General features: G+C 34.3%; 19 protein-coding genes, 2 rRNA genes and 1 pseudogene (1 of these 22 only partly in view). 5 read left to right on the top strand and 17 right to left on the bottom strand.

Translation table 11 applies throughout. From position 1 onward, the window contains the following. Positions 1-8: 8 nt before the first annotated feature. Complete coding sequence (locus AW729_RS11040) at positions 9-869, bottom strand: alpha/beta hydrolase fold domain-containing protein (RefSeq protein ID WP_112125192.1); 861 nt, start codon at positions 867-869, stop codon at positions 9-11. 981 nt (positions 870-1,850) lie between these two features. Between AW729_RS11040 and AW729_RS11035 the strand changes: the two genes are divergently transcribed. After that, a complete protein-coding gene (locus AW729_RS11035; RefSeq protein WP_112125190.1) occupies positions 1,851-9,269 on the top strand; it encodes an Ig-like domain-containing protein in 7,419 nt (2,472 codons plus the stop codon). A gap of 172 nt (positions 9,270-9,441) precedes the next feature. On the opposite strand, the gene AW729_RS11030 is transcribed toward AW729_RS11035, so the two are convergent. The 5 genes from AW729_RS11030 to arsB form a co-directional block, all read right to left on the bottom strand. After that, positions 9,442-9,762, bottom strand: a complete 321-nt coding sequence (locus AW729_RS11030; RefSeq protein ID WP_112125188.1) for a helix-turn-helix transcriptional regulator — start codon at positions 9,760-9,762, stop codon at positions 9,442-9,444. 120 nt (positions 9,763-9,882) lie between these two features. Further along, complete coding sequence (locus AW729_RS11025; RefSeq protein WP_112125187.1) at positions 9,883-10,566, bottom strand: hypothetical protein; 684 nt, start codon at positions 10,564-10,566, stop codon at positions 9,883-9,885. A gap of 17 nt (positions 10,567-10,583) precedes the next feature. Beyond that, entirely contained in the window at positions 10,584-10,976 is a 393-nt protein-coding gene (locus AW729_RS11020; RefSeq protein ID WP_112125185.1) for a hypothetical protein, read from the bottom strand. Positions 10,977-11,837: 861 nt separating this feature from the next. After that, the gene (locus AW729_RS11010; protein ID WP_112125182.1) at positions 11,838-12,143 is read right to left on the bottom strand and encodes a helix-turn-helix transcriptional regulator; all 306 of its coding nucleotides are present in this window, start codon (positions 12,141-12,143) and stop codon (positions 11,838-11,840) included. 91 nt (positions 12,144-12,234) lie between these two features. Further along, a complete protein-coding gene (gene arsB, locus AW729_RS11005) occupies positions 12,235-13,275 on the bottom strand; it encodes an ACR3 family arsenite efflux transporter (RefSeq protein WP_204355181.1) in 1,041 nt (346 codons plus the stop codon). A gap of 298 nt (positions 13,276-13,573) precedes the next feature. On the opposite strand from arsB, the gene AW729_RS11000 reads away from it, so the two are divergent. From AW729_RS11000 to thiD, 3 genes are all read left to right on the top strand, one after another. Beyond that, the gene (locus AW729_RS11000; RefSeq protein WP_112125178.1) at positions 13,574-13,885 is read left to right on the top strand and encodes a heavy metal-binding domain-containing protein; all 312 of its coding nucleotides are present in this window, start codon (positions 13,574-13,576) and stop codon (positions 13,883-13,885) included. A gap of 161 nt (positions 13,886-14,046) precedes the next feature. After that, on the top strand, positions 14,047-14,733 hold the full coding sequence (gene cofC, locus AW729_RS10995) for a 2-phospho-L-lactate guanylyltransferase (protein WP_112125176.1): 687 nt from the start codon (positions 14,047-14,049) through the stop codon (positions 14,731-14,733). Beyond that, positions 14,711-15,484: a bifunctional hydroxymethylpyrimidine kinase/phosphomethylpyrimidine kinase gene (gene thiD, locus AW729_RS10990; protein ID WP_112125174.1), complete on the top strand. Its 774-nt coding sequence runs from the start codon at positions 14,711-14,713 to the stop codon at positions 15,482-15,484. Before cofC ends, thiD begins: the two co-directional genes overlap by 23 nt. Positions 15,485-15,524: 40 nt before the next feature. Here the strand turns inward: thiD and AW729_RS10985 are convergent, their stop codons facing one another. From AW729_RS10985 to hdrC, 7 genes and pseudogenes are all read right to left on the bottom strand, one after another. Further along, positions 15,525-15,953 (bottom strand): acetolactate synthase, encoded by a 429-nt coding sequence (locus AW729_RS10985; RefSeq protein ID WP_112125173.1) that lies wholly within the window; start codon positions 15,951-15,953, stop codon positions 15,525-15,527. A 10-nt stretch (positions 15,954-15,963) separates the two neighbouring features. Further along, positions 15,964-17,292, bottom strand: coding sequence for a phenylacetate--CoA ligase family protein (locus tag AW729_RS10980; RefSeq protein ID WP_112125171.1), 1,329 nt, complete (start codon positions 17,290-17,292; stop codon positions 15,964-15,966). A gap of 1 nt (position 17,293) precedes the next feature. Then, on the bottom strand, positions 17,294-17,971 hold the full coding sequence (locus AW729_RS10975) for a metallophosphoesterase (RefSeq protein WP_112125169.1): 678 nt from the start codon (positions 17,969-17,971) through the stop codon (positions 17,294-17,296). Between the two features lie 179 nt (positions 17,972-18,150). Further along, on the bottom strand, positions 18,151-18,702 hold the full coding sequence (locus AW729_RS10970) for a DUF2096 family protein (RefSeq protein WP_112125167.1): 552 nt from the start codon (positions 18,700-18,702) through the stop codon (positions 18,151-18,153). Further along, on the bottom strand, positions 18,695-18,979 hold the full coding sequence (locus tag AW729_RS10965) for a DUF749 family protein (RefSeq protein ID WP_112125165.1): 285 nt from the start codon (positions 18,977-18,979) through the stop codon (positions 18,695-18,697). The genes AW729_RS10970 and AW729_RS10965 overlap by 8 nt, the downstream gene beginning before the upstream one ends. Before the next feature lie 262 nt (positions 18,980-19,241). Next, positions 19,242-20,147, bottom strand: a complete 906-nt coding sequence (gene hdrB, locus AW729_RS10960; RefSeq protein WP_112125163.1) for a CoB--CoM heterodisulfide reductase subunit B — start codon at positions 20,145-20,147, stop codon at positions 19,242-19,244. A gap of 25 nt (positions 20,148-20,172) precedes the next feature. Beyond that, positions 20,173-20,631: pseudogene (gene hdrC / locus AW729_RS10955) on the bottom strand (CoB--CoM heterodisulfide reductase subunit C); the annotation flags it as partial. Positions 20,632-21,052: 421 nt separating this feature from the next. On the opposite strand from hdrC, the gene AW729_RS10950 reads away from it, so the two are divergent. After that, positions 21,053-21,772 carry an archaeosine tRNA-ribosyltransferase gene (locus AW729_RS10950; RefSeq protein WP_112125158.1) on the top strand — a complete coding sequence of 240 codons (720 nt, stop codon included), beginning with the start codon at positions 21,053-21,055 and terminating at the stop codon, positions 21,770-21,772. Between the two features lie 145 nt (positions 21,773-21,917). Here the strand turns inward: AW729_RS10950 and AW729_RS10945 are convergent, their stop codons facing one another. The 4 genes from AW729_RS10945 to AW729_RS10930 all read right to left on the bottom strand — a co-directional run. Next, positions 21,918-22,145 carry a hypothetical protein gene (locus AW729_RS10945; RefSeq protein WP_112125157.1) on the bottom strand — a complete coding sequence of 76 codons (228 nt, stop codon included), beginning with the start codon at positions 22,143-22,145 and terminating at the stop codon, positions 21,918-21,920. A gap of 100 nt (positions 22,146-22,245) precedes the next feature. Further along, positions 22,246-23,037 (bottom strand): diphthine synthase, encoded by a 792-nt coding sequence (dph5, locus tag AW729_RS10940; RefSeq protein WP_112125155.1) that lies wholly within the window; start codon positions 23,035-23,037, stop codon positions 22,246-22,248. Between the two features lie 254 nt (positions 23,038-23,291). Then, positions 23,292-23,413, bottom strand: a 5S ribosomal RNA gene (rrf, locus tag AW729_RS10935). A 195-nt stretch (positions 23,414-23,608) separates the two neighbouring features. Then, positions 23,609-26,223 (bottom strand): 23S ribosomal RNA (locus AW729_RS10930); it runs 401 nt beyond the window's last position.

Genomic DNA, 26,223 nt, shown 5'->3' with positions numbered 1-26,223 from the left:
GAACTAATTTAACCAATTATCTCTTTTTTTATTTCTTTGAATGCAGCATATGCTTCCGGCATGGGAAATAACGGATAAATATGGAACAAATCATTACCCGTTACTAATCGTACATTAACGCCGTCATTTTTGAGATTTTCAGCATATTTTTTAATGTCATTATAAAAAATTTCTCTTTCACCTGCAAAGATTAATGTATCGGGTAAATTTGTATTATCCCCAAATAAGGGACTTACACGATAATCATCTGTGTTTAATTCCCCTGCCCATGACTTGCCAACTTCTTTAAGTCCAATTTCACCCAATACAGGATCATTTTTGCTGTCATAGGGAGGATTGCTCATGGAAATATCAACCCATGGAGAGAAGGTTATTATCTTTTGAGGTTGCTGTAAATCGATTGTCCTGAGATATTGGCAAAATGAGTGTACGAATCCTCCGCCGGCAGAGTCCCCCATCAATATCAGATTATCCCTTTGAATTAATTTTTTATACAGAGAAGTGATTATCCCATATGTCTCACTTGCGTTATGCTTAGGAGCAATCGGATAAACTGGTGCCAATACATAAGCATCCATTTTTTTTGATAGTAAAAAGCAATATATTAAATGCTGAATGTTAATTTCAAGAACAAAAGCTCCCCCATGTATGTACAGAATGGTATTTTTAGCGTTTTCATCCCCAAAAGTAAAAATTCGTGTTCCATTAAAATCAATACTTTTAAAAATACTTTTCACAGATTTAGCGGGAGCATTCAATTGTTCTTTTAGAAAATCATTTACATTCTCCCTTGAATCCATGAATTTAAGCTTAGTACGCATTAAAATAGCTTCCTCAATTTTTGCAACAAGTGATTTATTATTAGACATAAAAAAACCTTTAGTTTTAAATTGTAATTACCATACTGTTTAATCCAATAAACAATAAAGACAATACCCCTATTATCTTAATTGAAATAGGATCTTATCTGCATTATCCCCAACGATAACACCAATAGTATCAATGCTTCACCAGTATTAATGATATTGTTTGTAATGAACGTTTTCAATACAAATATTCAAAGTTGTGATATTATGTTTATTTATTTTTGATTGCTTATAAAATTTAATGCTCTTAAGCAATGCCACTGAAGTGGATATCTTTTTTGATTTTTCGTGTCCCATTTTATTATTTCCTTACAGAGATATCACTATATTAAAATTTTTAAACAATTTTCAATTTCAATTTATATGATATGAAGCTAATAGCAAAAATAAACAATAATGAATTGATTAATCAAATATTATTTATTATTAAGAAAAAACCATAATATACTCCAATTTTATCAAATAAAATCAAATATTTAACAAATAATTTATATTTAATTTATCCACCACTCAACCACCCATCGTAAAGAAAATAATTATCAATAAACTCACCTGTTATAGTATTGAATTAATTAGAAAAATTAATAATACATAAGATAATTTTTAATAAAACAAGAAATTGTTATGAAAGTTTTAAAAAAAAATAATGTGGATATATTTATAAATTCATAAGTTTATACTATGAACAATAATAAAATTAATTTAATGATTATCAATGAAATTTAATTAAATAAAAATATTTCTAAACAATTTCATTTGTTTAAAAAGAACTCAAAACGGAATGTATCTTCCGACAATTATTTTCACTTTCCAACATATTATGATTAATTTTATTATTAAAAAAACCCTTCAAATAGGGATTGGATTGTACAAATAATGAAATTTTTACATCCAAGAACCCTCCTCCCCAACAAAATTAAAAAAAAAAAGTTCAAATCAAATTGAACTTGAATAAAAAAAATAATCATTAAGGACGGATAACCAATGAATAAGAATGTTAAAAAAATATTCTTCATACTGACACTTATGACGATACTGCTGGCAATATCAACCGTTAGTGCAACGGATGACTCCGATAGCAGCAATATTGTAAGTGACCAGACAATAGAATCAGATGTTAGTTCTGATTATATTCAAACAGCCACATCTGATAATACATTAATTAAAACCAACAAAGAAATTAAAAAGGATTCTATAACCAGCAATGACATTGAAAATACAAATGTTATAGAAAATCAGGAAATAAGAACAGACACTTCCATAAAGGAAAATACCCATATGAAGAAAGGTGAAAGCAACACAGGCAATTCAAACGAGCCTATAACAATTGACGGAATAGAATACACAAACATAATTCAGAACGAGGAAATAACTTCAAACACCATTCTTAGGGAAAACACCTACATAAACAACTGTAACATAGTTATGGGAATGTGGGATTTTCTAGTCAACAACGCCACAACATATATTAACAATACCAACATTAATGCTAGCATAAACAATAGCAACTTATCACAACTTTACTTTGAAAATTCAAACATATCCGGAAAACTAGTAAACAATGCTTCTGCAACATTTACCAACAGTCTTCTAAACATGTCAGTAAATAACAAGTATGGAATCATGACCATTAACGATGACTGCATACTTGGAGAAGGCCTCTATTTAGATGGCGTAATTGGCGAAATTATAATTAATGACAGAAGCAGACTACTCCCACACCAGAGCAGATATGAAGGAAACATTACCCTTGAGAATGTGACTCTCTGCGGGGGTCATAAAACGAATGACGGCAATTTAACATTGATTAACTGTACGTTTGCCTACACCCAACAAAGAGGCATTAATAATTACGGTAACTTAACGCTTATCGATACAACTGTCCTGAACCTTAACAACAACAAAAACGCATACGCAAACAATACCACATTCAGTGGAAGTTTCCAGAATTCAGGTAACCTTACATTATCTGATGACGTGTCCTTTAACACTTCAAGTTTCTATAATTATGGTACTATATTCATAAATAACAGTAACATAATATATCCATACCTAAGAAGCTTCAGAGGAAATCATCATTTAAGTAACATAGTCATTGACAAAAGCATAACCAATGAGGCACAGTCAACTCTCACGTTAAGCAACGTTACACTAAATCAAACAATAACAAATCAGGGAACACTGGTCATTGATGATAACTGTATCTTTGCAACAGGATTTAGGCTAAACAACTATGGAAACATCACCATAAATGATACAAATAGAATATATCCCTATACCAATTCATTCAACGGTGAAAACACACTAAGTAACCTTACCATTGACAAAACAATATCAAATGCAGGAACTTTAACATTGAAAAACGTTACGATAGCAAGTACTATCAGCAACAATGGAATTCTAATTATCGATGACAACTGTACATTTACAGAAAATGTTGAAATTTACGATTACGGGGAAATACTAATCAATGACACAACCAGAATAGCACCATATCTACCTATTTACAATGGAGATTACACAATTGAAAATGCAGAGATAGAGACAACTAAAACAAACAACGGTAATTTAACAATCATTAACTCCGCATTAACCGGAGAATTCTATAACTATGGTACTGCCACGTTTAAAAATTCTGTCTTAAATGGATATTTACAGAATGAAGGTACTTTAATAATTGATGACAACACAGTATTCGGAGATGACTTATATATTGAAGGTGCTGGAGAAATAATCACTAATCAAAGTGATGCCCTACTTCCTTACCTGACAATATATAACGGTGATTACACAATCATAGATACCGTACTCGACAGTGAAAAGGCTAACTACGGCAACCTGACCATCATCAACTCAACACTAGAAAACTACCTGGAAAACTACGGTAACTTAACGGTAATCAACACAATCCTTAATGGACAGATATCTAATGATGGAATACTGAACATCAGTGATGACTGTACACTGGGTGAAAATCTCATCATTAGTGGAAACGGACAGATTATCTGTTCCAATATCAACAATCTAGTACCATACATGAGAACACTAAACGGAAACTACACATTAGAAAACATTACCTTAACAGGAACTAAAACAAACAACGGCAACCTTACGTTAAAAAATACAACATTAGACTGTACTCTTACAAATAACGGTGTTTTAAACATTAGTGATGACTGTGAATTCGGTGAAAACTTCAAGATTCTTGGAAACGGACAGATTATTTGTAATGATTTCAGTAAAATAATGCCATATCTGTCAACCATCAACGGTAATTATACACTTGAAAACTGGAACATCACAAAAGACCTAAACTTATACGGTAACATTGAATTGGTTAACTGTAACATCAAAGCCAAAATCACAAACTATGAAAACTTAAGCATCATCAATTCAAGCTTAAGCAACAATAGAAAAGATGTTTCATCCAGCAAAGCAGATGGATTCCTGATAAACAACATTGGAAATCTGAACATGATAAACTGCGTAATGGAAAACAACACCTTCGACACGACGATAACCTATTACTACAGTTCACTTCAATTCTACGGAGCAATAGTGAACAATGGAAACATGACCATAACAGATAGCAAATTCAAAAACAACAAATTAGGACACTACTTTGCCGAATCATACAATAATTACTATGGAAACAGCTTTGGAAATGGAAGTGTAGTATACAACAAAGGACTACTGACAATCAACAACTCCAACTTCACAAACAACTATGCAGGTAGTTATGGAGGAGCAATAAATAGCATTAAAAATCTCACAATTAACAACTGCAACTTCAATGACAACACTGCAATAGTAGGTGGAGGAGCAATAGGATTGGATAAAGGTCAAGCAGTAATAACCAACAGCATCTTCAAAGGAAACAACGCAACATTACGGTTAACAGTAAATGAGTTATGCGGTGGAGGAGCAATATACGCATCCAACAGCGAAATGATTATCAATAACTGTACATTCGACAACAATCAGGCAATCTCTTATATTACAGGAATAGCCGGAGTAAACAGTAAGGGTGGATCAATAGCAATGATAAACATGAAAGCCAACATAAGCGATTCCACATTCAAAAATCATAAAACCGAGGTTATACAGGGCGGAAAAATATACTACACTTACAATATGAATGCAACGATATCAAACTGTTTATTTGAAAACAACAACGGTGGAATAATCGATTACACAAAACTAAACATCATCAACAACACATTCAAGAATACAACGGGAGATGAAGTAATAAACAATATGATAACAAACAATGCCAACAAAACAATTTCCCAAAACAAATTCATAGACAACCATGTGACGACAGAAACAATAAATAAATATGTATACTTTGACAATACAATACTTAATATCACAGCAGAAGAAAACACATACCAAAACACGACAATAAATGATACCCTACAATTAGATGTTCCGGAAGATATCCATGAAGGAGTTGACATTACAATCACAGGATTATACACTATAAACAATCCGGACAATTACGATTCAAACATCATGGAACAAAACAGATTCAATGTATACTTAAATGGGGTTCTATCCCAAACGGTTGATGAACTATCATTCACAATCAAGCCGACATCCGGAACAACCATACTGACCGTTCAACCGACAATTTCACAGACACGTAAGAGTGTAACGATTAGTCCAACAACCATATCCGATATAACAATAACCCCTGATAACTATGATGATTACATCTATGAAGAAAAACTTATCGGTGTATCAAAAGGTAGTATTGTAACATTTACCGGAGAGTTTAACGATAAAGGTGAAATATGCGTAGACACAGAAGGTGTTATATTAAATGGTGAAGATGCAACATTTACAAATACCGTATTTGTACTTGATACCAATTATACCACACTAAGAAACATGAACATAAACAACATAAACACGGATTATCCAATATCCAACTTTGGAAAAGGCAATACAATTACAAACAACACGATTACAATAACTAAAGATGAAGGTCAAATAGCTGCCATCAAAAACATAGCATCTGACGCTACAATATCCAACAACATTCTAATAGTATCAGGTCCTGCAAATACCATCGACTTTTCCGAGACAAGTGAAGCAGATACACAGGCAATACTACTGTTAGGTGGTGACAACAACAAAGTAATCAACAATACAATAAGCGTAAGTTGCAGTGGAATAAACACGATGTACGGTACAATAGAAGGAATTACCAACAGTGAAGGGGCAACCAACACATTAATCACCCAAAACAGGATAAACGTGACGGGAGCAAACTTCAACTATGGAATCAACTGTCTAGTAAACGATGAAAACCTGACAATCACAGAAAATACCATGATTATAACTGGTGAACGTTACTGTGATGGAGTACAGGTAGGAAACGGAGTGAAAAACATACTCATAACAGACAACAACATAACATGCGTATGTATAAACACTACAGTGCTGGAAACAGAAGGAGCTATAACTTACGGAGTAATAGCAAGCAACATGGGTTCAAGCGAGTCAGAAAACATCACAGTAAACAATAACAACATAGACATTACGGGAACAGCCAACTATGCGATAGAATTCTATAAAGTTAAAGATACTCAAGTAAATGACAACAACATAACAGTAAACGGCCCATTCTCAATGGGAATAGCCTATTCCTACTCACCAAATGGTGTTGCCACAGGAAATACAATCAGTACCAGCGGTGATGGAAACACCCCAATAAACTACATAACAGAAGAAGTTAAACAGGAAAATACCGGTATAAGAATACAGAACGGAACACAGAACATACTCATAGAGAATAACACCATAACAACAACTGACGAAGCACTTAACGATACGACAATACACTCCGATGCGGCAAACATTACGATAAGAAACAACATACTCTCAAGCAGTACAAAAACCGGGGATGCATCGTTAATGGTACCGTTTAACGCAATAGTAGAAAACAATAAGGCACCTGACAACCAGACAAATCCTGGTGAAGACGATCATGAATGGACCAGCATAATCATAACACCAAGTAATTTCAACAATTACTTTGACTGGAGTGGATTCAAGTTTGAAGAATACACAATAGTATACTTCAATGGAACATTTACCAATGTGGAAACTGCAGGATATAGTATACCTACAGCTAATATAATCATAGATGGAACAAACGCATCATTCATAGATACAACATTCTCATTACAGAATAATAACATAACACTTCAAAACATTAACTTTACATCTTCAAACAAATACAGCAGATTAATAACAGCAGACAAACAGAAAAATCTCACAATAATAAACAGTACCATAACATTAAACAACACTAAAACAGTCGATGACATATATGCACAATGGGGATTATACTCACCATTATATACTCAATGTATCAGAATAACAAATACTGATGGAGTATACATAGAAAACAATACAATAAACGTATACGGACCAAGTATTGCAGAAGTAAACCTAGCTAAATACTACATAGCAAACACATACGCTATAGAAGTATACAATTCAAGCAATGCAAACATAAACAATAACATAATAACTGTTCAAAATTCAACAGAACCTACAGAAGACAGTATTATAAATGCAGTAGTACTCGTTAACACGACCAAAGTCAAAGTAACTGATAACACCCTGAATATTTCAGGAGCAGTAACATTAACAGCAATAAACAACACCAATCCACAAGCATCAGACATAATAGAAGACAACACAATAATAACACCAGCCCCAGAAGAAGATGATAGTCAATGGAATAAGATAATAGTTACCCCTGAAAATATAAATCAATATGTGAACTTTGAGTATGAAACAAATGGATTCTTTACATTTGAACCTTTCACAAAGGCAATATTTGTAGGAACATTTAGCAATATGGGACTTAACTTCAAGAATGACAACATAATCATAGATGGTAGCAATGCAACCTTTACCGATGTTCAATTCGGCATAAGTAGAAGAAACAACATAACAATACAAAATACGAAAATGAATAGTAGTCCTGATAAAATTGAATCATTAATAACTGCATCCGAAAGATCAAACAACGTTACAGTGAAAAATAATACACTTACATTATATAATACAAAGTCACTCGATACAACCTATGCACAATGGGGATTCGTTTCAGTATTTTACACTCATGGAATCTTCTTCCATTCAATTAATAATTCCTGCGTAGAAGATAACACTATAAACATTTATGGACCAAGTGTTGACCAAAACAGTGGCCAACCAAACACATATGCAATAGAAACAAGAGTATGTAACAATGTAAGCATAAAAAACAACAACATACACATAGAAAACACAACCACACCAACAGAAGAAAGCCTTATGAATGGAATTTGGATTTCATTCAACTCAAGTAACATAAAAATAACAGATAACATAATAAACGTTTCCGGAGCAGTTACAACAACAGCAATAAACAATACAAGCCCAAATGAATCAAATATAATAGAAGATAATGAAATTTCAGAAAATCCTATAATTAGCCCAACAATTTCATTGGATGACATTATCGGTGTGATAAACATGCCTACAACCATTACGGCAACAGTAACTGATAATGATGGAAATGCAGTCACTGATGGAACAGTAACATTCATGGATGAAGATGAAAACATCTTAGGTGAAAGCAGTCTGACCGATGGAACAGCATCTATTACTGTAACCTTCACCGAAGAATTAACTACCGAAGTGATAGCAGTATACACACCAGTATCCGGCCAGTATCTTGAAAGTAGTGCATCCAGCATGCTGACAATAGAACCTCCACTTACTGTTATAACAATCAGTACCGACAACCTAAAAGCAGGAGAAACTGCAATAATAACTGCGATGGTAACAGATCAAGCAGGAAATGCCATCAGTAGTGGAAAAGTAGCATTCAAAATAAACGGTAAAACAATTAAAGATGCTAACGGTAAAGTTATCTATGCTAAAATAATAAATGGTGTAGCCACTGTTGAATATGATGTTCCACTGAATATGTCATCAAAAATTATTAACATAACTGCGACATATTCTGGATCTGGCCAATATAAAAAGGCTACAGAGATACTAACAACGACAGTAACAGCACCAGAGCCTACAATTACCATAATACCATTTGATGAAGAGGTACAATCTGGTTCAACCGTTACATTCAAAGCCAAAGTAGTGACAGGAGATATTCCAATTACCACCGGCAAAATTATATTTAAAATCAACGGTAAATCCATCAAGGATGAAAACGGCAAAGTAATCTATGGTAAAGTGGATGCTAATGGTGAAGTAAGTGTTGACTACAACATTGGTGATCTTAGGGCAAAAACTTATACCGTTGAAGCTGTATTCATATCAAGTGAATATGATAGGTTGGAAACAAGCACTACGATGACTGTTGTTAATCCGTAATTACATTAAAGTGGAAGGATTATATTTCCTTTCCCTTTATACTTTTTTTTTAAAAAATAGTTATTGTTTATTTGCAATCGGGCTTGAAAACAATGTTTTATCAATTTTTTTATATAATACAATTGTCTGATAAAAAAAGATTGTTAAAGGTAGAATATTGATTAGAATCTGTTTAGTCACAGTTAATGTTACACTTGTTTATCTTGGATGTGTTCTTGTATGTATCCAGGAATTCTTTGAAATCATTGACTGTTTGGGTGTTTATCCTGTAATAGGACCATCGTCCCTTTTTTGTTACTATTACTAGTTTTGAGTCTGTTAATTGTTTCATGTGATGGGACAGTGTTGATTGGGCTATCTGCATTTGATCTAGTATGTGACATGCACATAATTCCTCTTCTGATAATAGTTTTATTATTTCCACCCTATTCTGGTCGCTTAATGCTTTGGCTATTTTTACTATAATAATATATACACCATTACTTATAAACATTTAGTAAAAAAATAAGAAATCAAAAAAAATCCAAAATCAACTCAACTTAATAGCATTGATTCTCATCCAAAAAAATTAAATATTTGTTATTAGATATTTAGAAAATATTTATCATCAAATTCAATCCATTGAGAAAGGATTTTCTCTGCCAAAATCATCCAAGTCAATTATATTAAATCTATTTATCATCCCAGCATACTTCTTCTCTTTAGTATTGAACTGTAAATATTTTAATCTTCGATTTATCTTTTCTCGTGGTGTATAAAAAACTAGTATTACTTTATGATTTAAATCATTTAATTTGTTCATTAAAGCAATCATTTGATCTATATGTTTTCTTCTAAGTGATTGATAAGAAAACTTACATTCATATAAATATAATTCATCATCATCCACTATTATATCCCATGTATGACTAATATAATCCACAATACGTACTCTTGATTCTCTATAAATACTACATTCAGCATATTGCTTATTTAATATATTATAGGATAATAATTCTAAAAAATTACCTCTTAATTCACCCAAATCATATTTTTCAAATGGTAACCATGTTATAAACAATCTATATATTTGTTCTATTTCACAAATAGAATCAGGGTAAGTCATATTAAATAAATAAAATTGAGTATCATAATCCTTCATATTTTTTAAATAAAACATGACATTTATAAAAGTATTCAATCCAGAAACACTTGCATAACTAATAGCATAGTTAATTAACTTGTTTAAATAATAATCTTTCTCAAACTTTTCCTTGGATTTTAGATTATTATTATTTTCTTCAATAATTATATTCACAGCCACTACCTTCTATATTAAAATCCAACATAATTATCTTCTTTATCAAACACGTTTAATTCATTTAAAATCTGACCTAACGTATATAATCCTTCTGTTAAACATTCAACATCATTATCTTCGATACCCTGATTGACTAACATTTCACTAATTCCTATAGCCCCAACTATTTTGGAATATTCCTGATAAGTTTCAACATTTAATTTCTTATATGCAGAATAATTAAGTTCATTAATATATTCATAATCTTCTGAATAAACAGTACAACCATCCTTTTCCAACTTATTAAATGCATCAAGAACTTTATTATTAAAATCAACTATTTTACTAAATATTGAAGATGAATAATTAACAATTTCCAAATTATGATTAAAATCCTTATTATTTTTTATTTCATTTAAAGATTTCATAGTAATTACTTCCTTAAACATTACATCATAAGTATATGACTATATATATTTTTAATATTTATTATTTTTTATTCAACGATAGTCATAATATCATTTTAAATCTTTTGACAGAAATCATATCAGATATTTTTGTATCTGCATGCAGATATATATTTAGCAATATGTAAAATGTATTATGATATAAATTAATCATCATAGGTATAATAGTAGGAACAAGCCTAAACCATGATACAAACAACACCACTACAATAAACATGACAAACAATAACAAGCACAATCTCCAAAGCAACAAGAACAAAGAAAACATATGTAACCATTAGACAACTATAACAACAAATGGACAGAACAATTAACATGGATGACATACACCATAGAAATATAAACCACCATGACGTCCCTAACCACCACCCCTTTTTTTTACAAATATCCATATTATATACCAATAAAAGTATATTAGCTGTTTAAGTTTTGATGATTGTGGTTATAATGTAGAAGGGATAGTTGTTGTTGTAATTTCATTTATATTACGTTATAGTATTTTTTAAACTCTTCTCTTATTTTTATTTCGTTATAGCCCTCTATAACGAAAAAGAAAAAACACAAAACAATCAAAACCACCCCCCCCCCCCCATAAACAAAGAAAATACAACCACAAACAAACAAAAAAATAAAAAAACAAACACTTTCAAAAACAAAAACAAGAAAATAACCAAACTAAGGAATTATGGAAAATCCCCTTTAAAAAATAGTTATTGTTCATTTGCAATCGGGCTTGAAAACAATGTTTTATCAATTTTTTTATATAATACAATTGTCTGATAAAAAAAGATTGTTAAAGGTAGAATGTTAATTAGAATCTGTTTAGTCACAGTTAATGTTACACTTGTTTATCTTGGATGTGTTCTTGTATGTATCCAGGAATTCTTTGAAATCATTGACTGTTTGGGTGTTTATCCTGTAATAGGACCATCGTCCCTTTTTTGTTACTATTACTAGTTTTGAGTCTGTTAATTGTTTCATGTGATGGGACAGTGTTGATTGGGCTATCTGCATTTGATCTAGTATGTGACATGCACATAATTCCTCTTCTGATAATAGTTTTATTATTTCCACCCTATTCTGGTCGCTTAATGCTTTGGCTATTTTTACTATTTCTTCAGTGTCCATTTTTCATCACCGGGTTATTTATTTTATATTTATTTCATTTCTCATTAATAATCTATTCATTAAAAAAGATAATGGGAAGGAAGGTTATGGTTTATGAAGTATACCATTCTTTTGTATTGTTTATTATTCTTACCAGCATTAACATTAACGGCACTTCTATGAGCACTCCCACTGTTGTGGCCAATGCTACAGGACTTGCTATTCCATATAATGCTATTGCTATTGCTACTGCCAGTTCAAAGAAGTTTGATGCTCCCACCATTGATGCAGGAGCTGCTATGTCCTGTGGTATTTTGAGTATTTTTGCACTTGTGTATGCTATGATAAATACGAGGAATATCTGTATTGCAAATGGTATTGCTATCAGTATGATATCCTGTGGATTTGACAGTATCAGGTTTCCCTGGAAGGAGAATATGAATATTAATGTTAGCAGTAATCCTATTGTGGTTATGTTGTTGAACTTTGGTATGAACTTGTTTTCCAGGTAATCCAGCCCTTTGTTTTTGATGAAGTATCTTCTTGTTATTATGCTTGCTATAAATGGTATTACGACAAATAGTATTACTGATAGTATGAGTGTGTCGTATGGTATTGTTATGTTGGATATTCCCAGCAGATATGTAACTATGGGTACATATGCAAATAGTATGATGATGTCGTTGGTTGCAACCTGTACAAGGGTATATGCAGGATTTCCGTTGGTAAGTTCACTCCATACGAATACCATTGCAGTACATGGTGCTGTTCCCAGTAGCACTGCACCTATTAGGTATTGTGTTGCCAAGTCGGAGGTCATGATTGACTGGTAGATTATTGTGAAGAATATTAGTGAAATCAGGTACATGCTGAATGGCTGTATGAGCCAGTTTACACACCATGTCAATAGGATTGCCCTTAGATTGTCCTTCACCTTTTTTATTGAGTTGAAGTCTATCTTTAACATCATTGGATATATCATTATCCATATTAGTATTGCCATTGGTATTGATATATGTGCATATTCAAATTTGCTTAGAATGTTTATTAGAATTGGAAAGTATTGGCTGATTATTATTCCAATTATCATGCATATTATGACCCATATGGTCAAGTATTTATCAAAGAAACTTATTTTTGGATTGTCGGTCATCATTATCACCTATAATAATTTTTTTTAGTACGAAGTTATATCTATAAATGTAGATATATGGATATATATGTTTTTTAAGTATTTATAGGTAATTATGAACATAGACAAAAAAATTAAAAAATACATCCAAACTTTCAACATTATACAAATAATTTTTAACAAAACTCTACATTTCACAAATTTTTAAGTTACTATTAATAATCCATATTTAATCAACTTAAAGAATATCGAAAATATGAAAAATGATATATATATTGAAAAATTAAATATAAAACAATAACAATTGAGGTAGATAAAAATGATAATTACAACAACAGAAAACATTCCAGGTAGAAACTATGAAATAATAGGACTGGTAAACGGAAACAATATACAATCCAAAAATGCATTCAGAGACTTCACCCAAGGAATAAGAAACTTTACCGGTGGCGAACTCAAGGCATATACCGACATGATGATAAAATCCCGTAATGTTGCAACCGAACGCATGGTTGAAGAGGCAAATAGACTGGGTGCGGATGCAATAATAATGGTAAGATACAACACTTCATCCATTGTTGAAAACTCATCAGAAGTCCACTGTTACGGAACGGCAGTTAAATTTATATAAAACAAAATAATTTTATAACTTTAATTCCCTTTTCTCTTTTTAATAAAGCAATGTTATTATTCCCAACCGACCCCATTGTCTAATTTCCAAGCAATAATCCAATTGCATATCACATGAACATTCTATTATTTTTTTATATGTAGAGCAACATAATATTTATTATGAAAGATTTAATATGTATCATACCAATTTGCAGTTTTAAAGACGCTAAAAGCAGACTGTCTGTTATGCTATCGGATACAGAACGGGTAGAGCTACTCAAGTCCATGTTAAAAGACATCATCACGGCTGTTAGAAGCCAGGTTATGGAGATTATTCTTGTCAGCAGGGACGAGGAAGTTTACTCCTTTGCAAAAGAGCTATCCGTCAGTTTTGTCAATGAAAAAGATCATGAGGACAATCACTTGAATAACGCGTTACGTGATGCTATAGATAGTGTTAAGTTAAACTATGAAGATGTGGACATTCTCATTATCCCCGGTGATATTCCAATGATTAAAGAAGAGCACATCATGAGCGTTAAAAGTTCAACGTCGGGTATGGTCATTAGCCCATCACGTGGTGGAGGCACCAACCTGATATGCTTCAACGGTGATTTTGATTTTGAACCCCTATTTGGTGATATGAGTTATTTCAGGCACTTGGAAGAGGCTTATATGAAGAATATGGACGTTAATGTTATTGAATCATTTTATTTATCATTGGACGTTAATACATCCCAGGATTTGGGTGAAATATTCTTGCATGGCATTGGCACCAATACTCATGAGTATCTGTCAGGTCTTAACATTTCAGTAAACAGCAGTCATGGACAGGAGAGATTAGATGTTAAAAGAAATGATGAATAGTGGCTGTTCAATGAGTATTGCCGGTCTTGATCCCTCCGGTGGAGCGGGCATACTGGCTGACTCTAAGACTTTTCATGCCCATTCGATTTATGCCACATGTGTTGTTACGGCAATTACTGCCCAGAACCCATATGAGGTTACGAATATTCAGAAAATAGACCTGGATATTATCAGTGACCAGATAGATGCCATACTGGATGTCTATCCTATCAAATACATAAAGACCGGCATGCTGTATTCGGAGGATATTGTGAAACTGGTATCGTCGAAGATTAAAGAGTATCAGCTTAAGGCTGTTGTTGATCCTGTTATGATTAGTGAATCGGGCAAAAACTTGACCGAGGATAATTTTGCATCGTTTATCAACAAGCATTTATTGAAAAATTCATTTTTAATAACACCGAATATACATGAAGCAGAACAATTATCAAATATAAAAATAGACAATCAAGATGCTATGATTGAAGCCTCATTAAAATTAAGTAAATATACACATGTTGTAATTACTGGAGGACATCTTGAAGGAAATGATATTCTGGTTGAGGGCGATAATCTTCACATCATCAGGGGCAACATGATAAAAACGGAAAACACCCATGGTACCGGATGTACCTACTCAAGTGCAATAACATCAAACCTGATTAAAGGAAACAATATCCATGATTCATGTATAAAATCAAACAAATTCATACAAGAATCAATTAAAAACGGTTACAACAAAACCCCATATCAATTCTACAATAAAATCTAAAAAAAGATACACTCAATTAAAAAAAAAAGGGGGCATATACTTAGATAGTATATGCTTCATCATTAATTATTGAAAAGCCATTATCTTCAAGAATACCCAATGCCTTATCATTATCATCTGTTCTAAGAACCACCAATGCCTTGGAAGTTTTCTTTTCAACAAACGCATAGATATACTCGACGTTAATATTCTCATTGTTAAGCAAATCCAATGCCTTTTCAAGCCCTCCCGGTTGATCATCAACCTCAATAGCCAGTACCTGTGCAAAGCTTACTGCAAACTGTTCAGCCTCAAGAGCCTCCTTTGCCTTATCCGGATCTGATACAATCATCCTCAATATTCCAAACTCGGATGTATCTGCAATGGATAATGCCCTTATGTCAATACCCTCATTTTTCAGAATATTCAATGATTTCCATAATCTTCCCTGCTTGTTTTCTAAAAATATTGATACCTGTTTTAAAGTCATTATTATCACCTTAGTCAAAGTTACGTTTATCAATTACTCTTACAGCTTTTCCTTCACTTCTAGGTATGGAGTATGGCTCTGCCAGAGTTACCTTTACACCGATACCTATGGCTTCCCTTACCTTTTTGGAGATTAACTTCTTGAATGATTCAAGGTTTGGTATGGAATCCTGGAAGTTGCTTTGATCTATTTCTACCTGAACTTCTATCTGATCCATTGTTCCGGGACGTGAAACCACTATCTGATATGCAGGTGACAGTTCATCCATCTTCATGAGCACTTCCTCAATCTGTTTAGGAAATACGATTACTCCTTTAACCTTAAGCATGTCATCACTTCTTCCCTTGATTCTACTCATACGAACCGTTGTCCTTCCACATTCACATTCATCATAGCATAATGAGGTCAAATCCTTTGTTCTGTATCTTATCACCGGCATACCCGTCTTGGTTAGGGAGGTGAATACTATTTCACCCTCACTTCCCTCAGGCAGAACCTCCAGTGTTTCAGGATCTATGATTTCAGGATAGAAGTGGTCTTCGGCTATGTGCATTCCATCTTTGACGTGACACTCCGTGGATACACCAGGACCTATCACTTCCGTCAATCCATATATGTTCTGTGCGGATATGTCAAACTTGTTTTCCAACTTCTGCCTGATTTCCTCTGTCCACATCTCAGCACCATATAATCCGCCTCGTAAAGGTAGACTTCTTGGATCAAGTCCCTCCTTTTCAAATGATTCAGCCAAGTACAATGCATATGATGGTGTACAGCATAGGAAATCCGCTGGGAAGTCCCTTAAAAAGTTCATCTGCTTCTGGGTGTTACCTGATGACATTGGAACGGCCAATGCACCAATTTTTTGAGCGCCATATTGGGCACCATGTCCACCGGTAAATAAACCGAATCCGTATGCAACGTTTACTATATCATTTTTATGTACTCCTACACTTGCCAGTCCACGGGCTGTACATTCTGCCCATACGTCCAAATCATTTTGGGTGTATGCTGCTACGGTTGGTATACCTGTTGTTCCACTGGTTGAGTGTACTTCCACCCAGTCTTCCTTTGGAGCTGCCTGCAAATCAAACGGATATGTGTTTCTCAAGTCATCCTTTGTGATAAACGGTAACTTTTGAATGTCTTCTAATGTTTCTATATCTTCAGGTTTTACTCCTGCCTCGTCATATAATTTTTTGTAGAAATCGACGTTCTCGTAGGCATATTTGACTACTTTTTTCAAACGTTCCAATTGTAGTTTCTTTAAATCTTCACGTGACATGCATTCTCTTTCAGGATTGAAAATGTATGTATCCTCTTTTTTAAATTTACTCATTTTATTCCTCGATTGTAATTAACTCTATATTCTTAACGTTTTTATTGTCAATATCATCCTGTGATAATTCAATTATACATAAATGTCCGCTATTAGCATCCCCCGGATTTATCACAGTAGTATCTCCAATTTTATCCTGACCTATTGCCTCATGGATATGTCCACATAGATTTAATGTTGGCTGGGTTTCTTCTATGATTTTTCTTACTGCACAACTTCCCACATGTTCACCGCTAGGAATTTTATCGGCAACCGTATCCAGTGGGGGTGCATGGGTAACCAGTATTGAGAACGCATCGGCGTTTAACTCATCAGAGTACTTGTTTAAATTATCATATAACTCTTCATCCGTGTATTCGTTTGGTGTGTCGAATGGTGTGGGATTAGATCCTCCGAAGCCTACCAGTTTGATATTGCCAATATTTGAAACATTGTCATGTATGCTTGTAGCGTCAGATTCATCTAATAGTTTATCCGCATTTTTTGGGTCGCAATTTCCAAACAGGGCATGTACATTGGCATATTGTGAAAACTTGTTTAATGTGTTGATAAATAAGTCTTCAGGACCAAACTCAGTCACATCACCTGTTATTATAATTTCATCTACTGGATTTTCATCCAGATAAGAGTAGATTTTATCTGGATTACTGTGTATATCCGTTATTACTAATAATTTCATTGTTGTTAACTCCGATTGTTACTTAAGAATATATATTATAAATATCTTTTTTAATGTTTATATTAATTGTTATATTTTTAAAAATTTTTGAAATAAATAAAAAATTTAAAAAAAAATTTAAGTTAATATGCTGAAAAATGAAAATAATATCAAAATAAAAAAATAAGATGTTAATATTATTATATATTAACTTGCTCCTGGAAAAATGATGCCATTTCTCTAAGGGCATTTGAAATATTATCCTTTTCACCGAATATGAATACTGATTTATCATTGTCGTCAAATTCAATGATAACATTCTCATACTCGCATACTTCATAGAAACGTTCCACTTGAATTTCATCCCTGAAGTTAAACCTTACAAAGTCAAAGTTTGCAGGCATTCCCGGAATGAATTTTGACTGTATCTTATGATCCTTAAAGACCTCCTTACCCTGAGAGGCATCAACCAATTTCTGAGTCCACTCCTCAACAAAGTCCGTGCCTTCATCCTCTGCCATAATCATTAATTTCTGTTCAGCATTATTCAATAATGAATCGATTTTTGGCAATTCCTTTATTCTTTCCTGGGCGGTAGGATCATCATTATAATAATTTGTCAGTGCACGGGCATGCTGCAGGTTTTGAACTACCTCCTGCGGAATTTCATGAGTCTTGAACAACTCTTTAAGTAAATTGTCCAATACAAGCCAACGTTGATCCAGTGGATTTGCTTGATCATCATTAGGCATTTATATGACCTTCTAATATTTTTCTAGTATTGAAGTTGTATATTTTTCCATCTAATGATTCTTCGATTTCCTTGTCTATTTCATCCATTGAAGAGTAGCTGTCTAAGAATAAGATATGATATGATGTGGTGTTTTTAATCCTTAATACTGCTATTTTATCCTTGTCGGTTAATTCCTTATTTTCAATATTTACTCTGAAGTCTAAAAATTGCTGGTAGTCATCAGGTAAATCCTTTTTTGTAAATACTCCGATTAGTTCTACTATAAATTTTTCCATATCTAACACTCCTTTAAATAAGTAATGATAATAATTTTATTTCATATATTAATTTTTTTTCTATCTATTATAGTTATAGTTATAAACTTTGAATTTAATAAAAGTATTGCTTTTAGGAAAATAATTGGAAAAGAAGTAGTAAATTAAAATGCAAACTGCGGTAAAATTTTATAAACAGTAAATTGTAAAAAAGGTTAAACTTAAAATAAAAGGTGGTTAAGAAAAGAATATGAATGAATCATATTCTTATAAAAGCTTAGAATTATTCTGCAGCTTCTTCTTCTTTAGGTGTGTTCATTTTTTCAATTAACTCGGTAGGGTCAACGATTTGTTTGTCTAAAGTTAATTCTTCTGGACTTAATCCCATAGCTAATCCGTATAACTGAGCTAAGTGTAATACAGGTATAGCATAGTCAGTACCGTATTGTTCGTTAACTTCTTTTTGACCTACATCAAATTGCATGTGACAGAATGGACATACGTCCACAATAGCGTCTACACCAGCAGCGGTCATGTTGTCGAGTTTTTCTTTGGTGAAACTTGTGGTTACAGCTTTATCTCTTGCTCTTAAACCTCCACCTGCTCCACAACACATCATTTTATCAGTGTAGTCTACACTTTTAGCACCTGTAAGTTCTACAAGTTCGTCTAAAATTTTAGGTCTTTTAGGGTTGTCGATTTGTAATTCATCACTAGGTTTTAAGAAGTGACATCCGTAGTGAACTGCAATGTTTAAGTTTAAGTCTTTTTCTAATACTTCTGAAATTTTTTCTAAACCTACTTCGTTGTATAAAATTTCTGCGAAGTGTCTTACGTTACTTGAACCTTTGAATTCACGGTTTACTTCAGATAAAGATCCGTTTACTTTACATTTGAATTCTTCATCTTCTTTTAATAATAAGTTTGCTTCATGGAGTGAACCAAAACATCCGTTACATTCGGTTAATATATCTGCACCCATATCTTCAGCAATGGTTATGTTTCTTGCTGCGATGGTAGCCCAGGTTTCTTTATCAAAAGAACCGAATACACCTGGTGCTGGACAACAGGAAGCTCCTTCCATATCTGCTAATTCAACGCCTAATTTATCCATGAGTACTCTTGTTGATTTTTCTACTCCTGGGTATCTGTTATTCATTATACATCCTAAGAAATAAGCATATGCCATATTATATCCTCCCTAATTATAATATCTATTCTTTAAGGTCACCACTAGCCCAGTCGTAACCGATTAATTCATCAAATCCAGTTGCTTTAATTAAAGTTTGTACTTCTTCTAATGCTTCTGGGTGGCTGTGAGTTGTTGCTGGTAATTCATCAAGACCAATTTCTTTTCTTAATGCTTTTACATCATCGTTAATAGGTACTGCATGACCTGTTTTTGCAACGTATACACCGGTCATTTTGTGTGCTTTTGCCATGTAACCTTCTTTAGCTGCAACATTTCTAATTGCTTTTACGATTTCAACAATTTTTATGTCACGAGGACATCTTTCTTGACATTCATAACAAGTTGTACACATCCAAATTGCATCATCAGTGATTAGGTCTTCTTTTAAGCCCATTAAAGCTTTTCTTACTAATCTTCTGATCATGTAAGGAGTTCTTCTTCCTGAAGGACATGCTCCTGAACATGTACCACATTGATAACATACTGCTAAACTTTCAGATCCGTTAGCCATTATAAGGTCTTTAAAGGTAGGATCTACATTTTCTTCTGTAATTAAATAATCACTTTCATTTAATAATGTCATTTTTTCACTCCATTGATAAAAATACACAATATAAATTAACATTTAAATTGTTAAAAAAACCTATAAATTCGTTATTTTAAAATAACACATAAGATAATTGATGTAAGCCATCAACTTGCTAAATTTTTAAACTAATTAACTTGTAGAAATTTAAAGTAATACCGTAATAAATTTCTATTAATAGTTCTTTTGAAATTAGTATATAAAGGTATCAAAAAAAATAAGTAGTGTAACCTAAATGATAACACAAAATTATTGTTAAGTATAAAAAAAATAAAATAAAAAAATAGTAACAACAAGATAGTTGGAGAAAAAATTAATGATAAAGATAAAATCCCATGATGGACCGGCACGACTCGGTCAACTAGACAATACAATAACACCAACGGTAATAGATTATAAAAGCGTCCGAAAGGCAGAAAACATAAAGACTCCATATAAAATCCAGGAAGAAATAGCCGAAGAATGCATGCTAAAAAGTATAGAATTGGCAAAAAACGACAACGATAAGGATAAATACGCCGTGATACAGGGAGCCCAGTACACAAATCTTCGAGTTGAATGTGCAAATCAACTTGAAAAGGAAGGCTATACAAAACTTATATTTGCAAATAGCGATGAACTACTACGAAATCCAAAAGAATTACTCGACATAATTATAACATGCAGACAAAATTTAAACACAACCACTGCACTATACTTCCCATTTGCACCAACCCCCATACTTCCAATATTAACATACATTGGAATAGACATATTCGACAACAGCAGGGCCATATATGAATCAAAAAACAACAACCTGATGACAACGACAAACATATACCCACAAAACGACTACCATATAACAGACAACATACTTGATGAAAACATAAATCAACTAAACTTCGCCATAAAGGAAATACAGGAAAACATAAAAAACAAGACACTCAGAAACCTCACGGAACAAAAGGCGACAACAAGTCCCGAAGCAATGACACTGCACAGACTACTTGATAAAAACTACACCGACTACCTACTAAAGTATACTCAGCTATACTAAAAATCCCTCACCCAACTTCTTTTAAAAAAAAAATCATAAAAAAGGGTTTAAAAAACATACATTATGCCTCCTGTCAGCAAAAAAACAGTCCATAAAAATAAAGTGGCTAAAAAATTTTTAAAAAAAAATTAGAAAAAAAGTATATTTACAATTCGGTATCCTCTGCAGCCGCTATGATACGATTATAAGTTCGGCGTGCATCCGTACCATCGTAACCCACATACAAGTGACATTGAGAATTATCATGCTTAGTACAAATCACTTCATAAAAATGTGTTTTATTATCATGAATGAATTGAATATCCTTATACATCTCATGCTTGATATGTGTACCCTTTATAAAATCAATATTATCTTTATCCGTATAATTCAAATTAAACACTTCACTAAATTATTATTAAATTATAGTAATTACTCACCATCGATTTTTAAATTATATATAATAATATGAAAAATCTTATTTATAAACATTATCATAAGAACTGTTCAAGTAATTTTTCGGGAATATCCGCAAGAGTGATTAATGCTTCAGCCTCGACAAAATGCAAATTACCGGGTACAATCATACAATGAAGTGGACTGCCAAAATCAAAATCAACAACATCACCTACACGTCCACCCTTAACGATAGGATTGTCACTACCTGCCTGGGCAATACCAATGACAATGCTATCCTCTGTAAATACACCTTCACCCCTATCGGACTCAACCTTGGACAAATACTGGATAGCCTCATTGACTGTCATAAAGCGATCTCTATGAGCCTGAATATCCAACAAGACCAATGTATGTAATCCCATATCCAGGTTGGATTTGATGGCATCATACGGTGAATGCGGGAAAAAGTTCTCATCCGGAAACGGGACTGTAGTAGTCTTACCAAACTTGTAAGCCTGAAGACCGCTTAAACCCGGAGCCGCTGAAAAGATGCTGCTGCCATGAATGATGCGAGTATCAATACCCTTGTTTTTAGCCTCGACATACAACTCGGTATGGGTTGTAGCCATTAACGGATCACCTGCTACAACAAATGCAACATCCTTATCCATAGCCTCCTGAAGGACAACATTTCTATCCTCAACATCCTCACGCTTAAGCTTGATAAATGGAACGTCCACCCTACTAATCAGATTATCAATATTGCCGCCCATCAACTTGGCAGTATAAAATTCAGCATAAATAACATCAACATTATTCAAGGCCTTACACGCCTTAACTGAAATATCATCCTCACTAAAAAGACCTAAACCAATAAAATATAACAAAATATCACCTCAAAAAAATATTAAATACTATTAGAATATATGATGATTATACTAAAAAAAAGTATTGTAAAAAAAGATTGAACAATATCAAGTATAAATAAGTAAAGAGGTACCTGAACAAGTACCTCTTAATAAAAAATAAGAATCACGAATCTACTACAAAAAAAAGTCAAACTACATAATAAACTCAAAAATACCAACTTGCCACAAAAAAAGCCACATAATAAAAACTATCAGGTTAAGAATATATAAAAGGCCGGCAACTTTCTGAAATTCCCATAGACTTACCACCTATAGTACAAAGCAGAACGTAGATAGACTTTATTACTGAGATCGAGACGAGATCAGATGTGACCCTATCGCTATGGTCGCCGTACCAAAAAAAATCATTTAAACGCATATCCAGAAGCAAAAACTAGTATTAAACCAAATACTGAATACACCTAACTAGAATAAAAGAAGTTAGTCAAATTCATGAATCATCCAAATTATCAGAATGCATTAAATAGAATATATAATCTACAATATATCATATAAAATCTGTATCTTATAAATAAACTAAATAAGTCATGAAATTGTGAATATCGGGTGTTGGAAACTGCGGACTTAACAACTCGAAAAAAATCTCGAAGCTTACATCCCAATCCCATCAAACAAGTCTTCTACTCATACCCTAAAAAAGCTGCTTATTTTCACGGAATACCTCAGGCTTAGATGCTTTCAGCCTTTATTATCATAGTGCGTAGCTGCCCAGCGATGCCTTATCAGACAACTGGTAGACCAGAGACACCGACGGCTCGTTCCTCTCGTACTGGAACCACCTTCCGCTCAAGCAACAAAACACTTCTATTAGATAGCAACCAACCTGTCTCACGACGGTCTAAACCCAGCTCACGTTCCCCTTTAATGGGCGAACAGCCCCACCCTTGGGTGCTGCTGCACACCCAGGATGGAAAGAACCGACATCGAAGTAGCAAGCCGCAGGGTCGATATGGGCTCTTGCCTGCGACCACCCAGTTATCCCCGAGGTAGTTTTTCTGTCATCTCAAGCCCCCATCGACGAGGACATTGAGGTTCGTTAGGCCCGGCTTTCGCCTCTGAATTTCTTACTGTTCGAAATACAGTCAGGCTGGCTTATGCCCTTACACTCTACAGTGGATCTCTGTCCCACTTGAACCAACCTTTGGGCGCGTTTGATATCTTTTCAAGCGCGTACCGCCCCAGCCGAACTGCCCATCTACCAATGTCCACAACCCATACTAGCTGTGTTAGAAACACAGTCACAAGAAAGTAGTGTCTCATGAACGACTCAACCACGCCTGACGACGTAGCATCGAAGTCTCCTACTTACGCTGCATACTTGCAACCAAGCCTCAATAGCAGACTGCAGTAAAACTCTACGGGGTCTTCGCTTCCCAATAGAAGTCTCTGGCTTGTGCACCAGAATAGCAGGTTCACTAGGTTCCAGCTAGGGACAGTGGAGATTTCGTTCTACCATTCATGCAGGCCGGTACTTGTCCGGCAAGGCATTTCGCTACCTTAAGAGGGTTATAGTTACCCCCGCCGTTTACTGGCGCTTCACCAGGTTGAACCCCAGCTTCACGTGCCAGCACTGGGCAGGTGTCGCCCCCAGTACACACCCTTACGGGCTAGCTGGGAGCTATGTTTTTATTAAACAGTCGAACCTCCCTAGTCACTGCGACCAGCTATTACACATAGCTGGCACCCCTTATCCCAAAGTTACGGGGCCAAATTGCCGAATTCCCTTAGCTGGTTTACCCTAACACGCCTAAGTCTACTAAACTAGGGGCACCTGTGTCGGATCTGAGTACGGATACATGACCATAAAGAATACTCTCTTTTCAAGGACTCCATGACTAAACCACAACCACCCAAAAAACAGGCAGCTCATCACAAATACACCAACTTCTCACTATTACAGTTCTCCATTAGCTTAAAAAGATTGAATAAGACGACAATCTTACAAGGCATATCACAAAGTGTCAAGAATACTCACATAAACGTCACCGTATAAATCACGTAGGACAGGAATATTAACCTGTTTCCCTTTCGAGCAACTGGAATTACCGTTACCCTTAGGACCGCCTAACCCTTAGCTGACGAACATTGCCAAGGAACCCTAGCCCCTCCGGCGATAAAGATTCACACTTTACTTTGCTGCTACTACTACCAGGATCCACATTCCTGCAAGATCCACTGGAACTCACACCCCAGCTTCAAATCCAACAGGACGCCTATCTACAAAATCACACAAAAAACGTGCGTTCATTGGTATCGGTAGCCGGCTTAACCCCTTCCATTTTAGATGCCATTAACCTCGATGGGTGATCTGTTACGAACTCGTTAAAGGGTGGCTGCTTCTAAGCCCACCTTCCCACTGTCTAGGGCTAATGACTCCCTTAAACTAATCCGGCACTTAGGGACCTTAACCAAAGTCTGAGTTGTTTCTCTCTCGGGACACAGGCTTACCCCACGCCCCTCGATCCAATCTTCTACGACGCAAGCAAGTTTGGAGTTTTACAGAATGCCGAGTAGTTTCCCACCCTAAACACTCAATCAGTGCTCTACCTTGCCAGCAATCTCCAATCAGTCTAGCCTTGGAGCTATTTCGATAGGAACCAGCTGTCACCGATCTTGATTAACCTTTCACCACTAATCCCAGGTCAAGAGAGTGTTTTGCAGAACAACAACTCTTCGAACCTCCATCACTCGTATGAGCGACTTCATCCTGCCCAGGAATAGATCGACCGGCTTCGGGTTTTAAAGCTGTGACTACGACATTTTACAATCAGAATACCACACAATAAAGCTACGCATTACTCGGTTTCCCTACGACTACAAAGCTACACACTTCTTAGCCTCGCCACAACTACAAACTCCCTGGCTCGTGTTTCAAGACGAATGACACAACACTAGTCAAATGAAAAAACAAGAAAATGTCACCAAAATCCGTTCAAACAAAATCATTCCTTCCATGCCATGCCAGGCTGTCACTATCTGGTTTCAGGTACTTTTCACCCCCAATCAAATGGGTTCTTTTCAGCATTCCCTCGCGGTACTAAATACACTATCGGTCTTGAGAAATATTCAGAATTGGAAGTCGATGCCTCCCAAAAAGATTCACGCCCAATTTCCAATGAACGCTACTCAAGAAACAAACAAAAC

The organism is Methanosphaera sp. BMS (assembly GCF_003268005.1).
Taxonomy (GTDB): domain Archaea; phylum Methanobacteriota; class Methanobacteria; order Methanobacteriales; family Methanobacteriaceae; genus Methanosphaera.
This window is presented reverse-complemented; position numbering and strand designations above follow the sequence as displayed.

What these genes read in the sequence shown, in the direction of transcription:
- AW729_RS11040 (WP_112125192.1), bottom strand. Translation starts at nt 869, where the DNA reads ATGTCTAATAATAAATCACTTGTTGCAAAAATTGAGGAAGCTATTTTA.
- AW729_RS11035 (WP_112125190.1), top strand. Translation starts at nt 1,851, where the DNA reads ATGAATAAGAATGTTAAAAAAATATTCTTCATACTGACACTTATGACG.
- AW729_RS11030 (WP_112125188.1), bottom strand. Translation starts at nt 9,762, where the DNA reads ATGTTTATAAGTAATGGTGTATATATTATTATAGTAAAAATAGCCAAA.
- AW729_RS11020 (WP_112125185.1), bottom strand. Translation starts at nt 10,976, where the DNA reads ATGAAATCTTTAAATGAAATAAAAAATAATAAGGATTTTAATCATAAT.
- AW729_RS11010 (WP_112125182.1), bottom strand. Translation starts at nt 12,143, where the DNA reads ATGGACACTGAAGAAATAGTAAAAATAGCCAAAGCATTAAGCGACCAG.
- arsB (WP_204355181.1), bottom strand. Translation starts at nt 13,275, where the DNA reads ATGACCGACAATCCAAAAATAAGTTTCTTTGATAAATACTTGACCATA.
- AW729_RS11000 (WP_112125178.1), top strand. Translation starts at nt 13,574, where the DNA reads ATGATAATTACAACAACAGAAAACATTCCAGGTAGAAACTATGAAATA.
- cofC (WP_112125176.1), top strand. Translation starts at nt 14,047, where the DNA reads ATGAAAGATTTAATATGTATCATACCAATTTGCAGTTTTAAAGACGCT.
- thiD (WP_112125174.1), top strand. Translation starts at nt 14,711, where the DNA reads ATGTTAAAAGAAATGATGAATAGTGGCTGTTCAATGAGTATTGCCGGT.
- AW729_RS10985 (WP_112125173.1), bottom strand. Translation starts at nt 15,953, where the DNA reads ATGACTTTAAAACAGGTATCAATATTTTTAGAAAACAAGCAGGGAAGA.
- AW729_RS10980 (WP_112125171.1), bottom strand. Translation starts at nt 17,292, where the DNA reads ATGAGTAAATTTAAAAAAGAGGATACATACATTTTCAATCCTGAAAGA.
- AW729_RS10975 (WP_112125169.1), bottom strand. Translation starts at nt 17,971, where the DNA reads ATGAAATTATTAGTAATAACGGATATACACAGTAATCCAGATAAAATC.
- AW729_RS10970 (WP_112125167.1), bottom strand. Translation starts at nt 18,702, where the DNA reads ATGCCTAATGATGATCAAGCAAATCCACTGGATCAACGTTGGCTTGTA.
- AW729_RS10965 (WP_112125165.1), bottom strand. Translation starts at nt 18,979, where the DNA reads ATGGAAAAATTTATAGTAGAACTAATCGGAGTATTTACAAAAAAGGAT.
- hdrB (WP_112125163.1), bottom strand. Translation starts at nt 20,147, where the DNA reads ATGGCATATGCTTATTTCTTAGGATGTATAATGAATAACAGATACCCA.
- AW729_RS10950 (WP_112125158.1), top strand. Translation starts at nt 21,053, where the DNA reads ATGATAAAGATAAAATCCCATGATGGACCGGCACGACTCGGTCAACTA.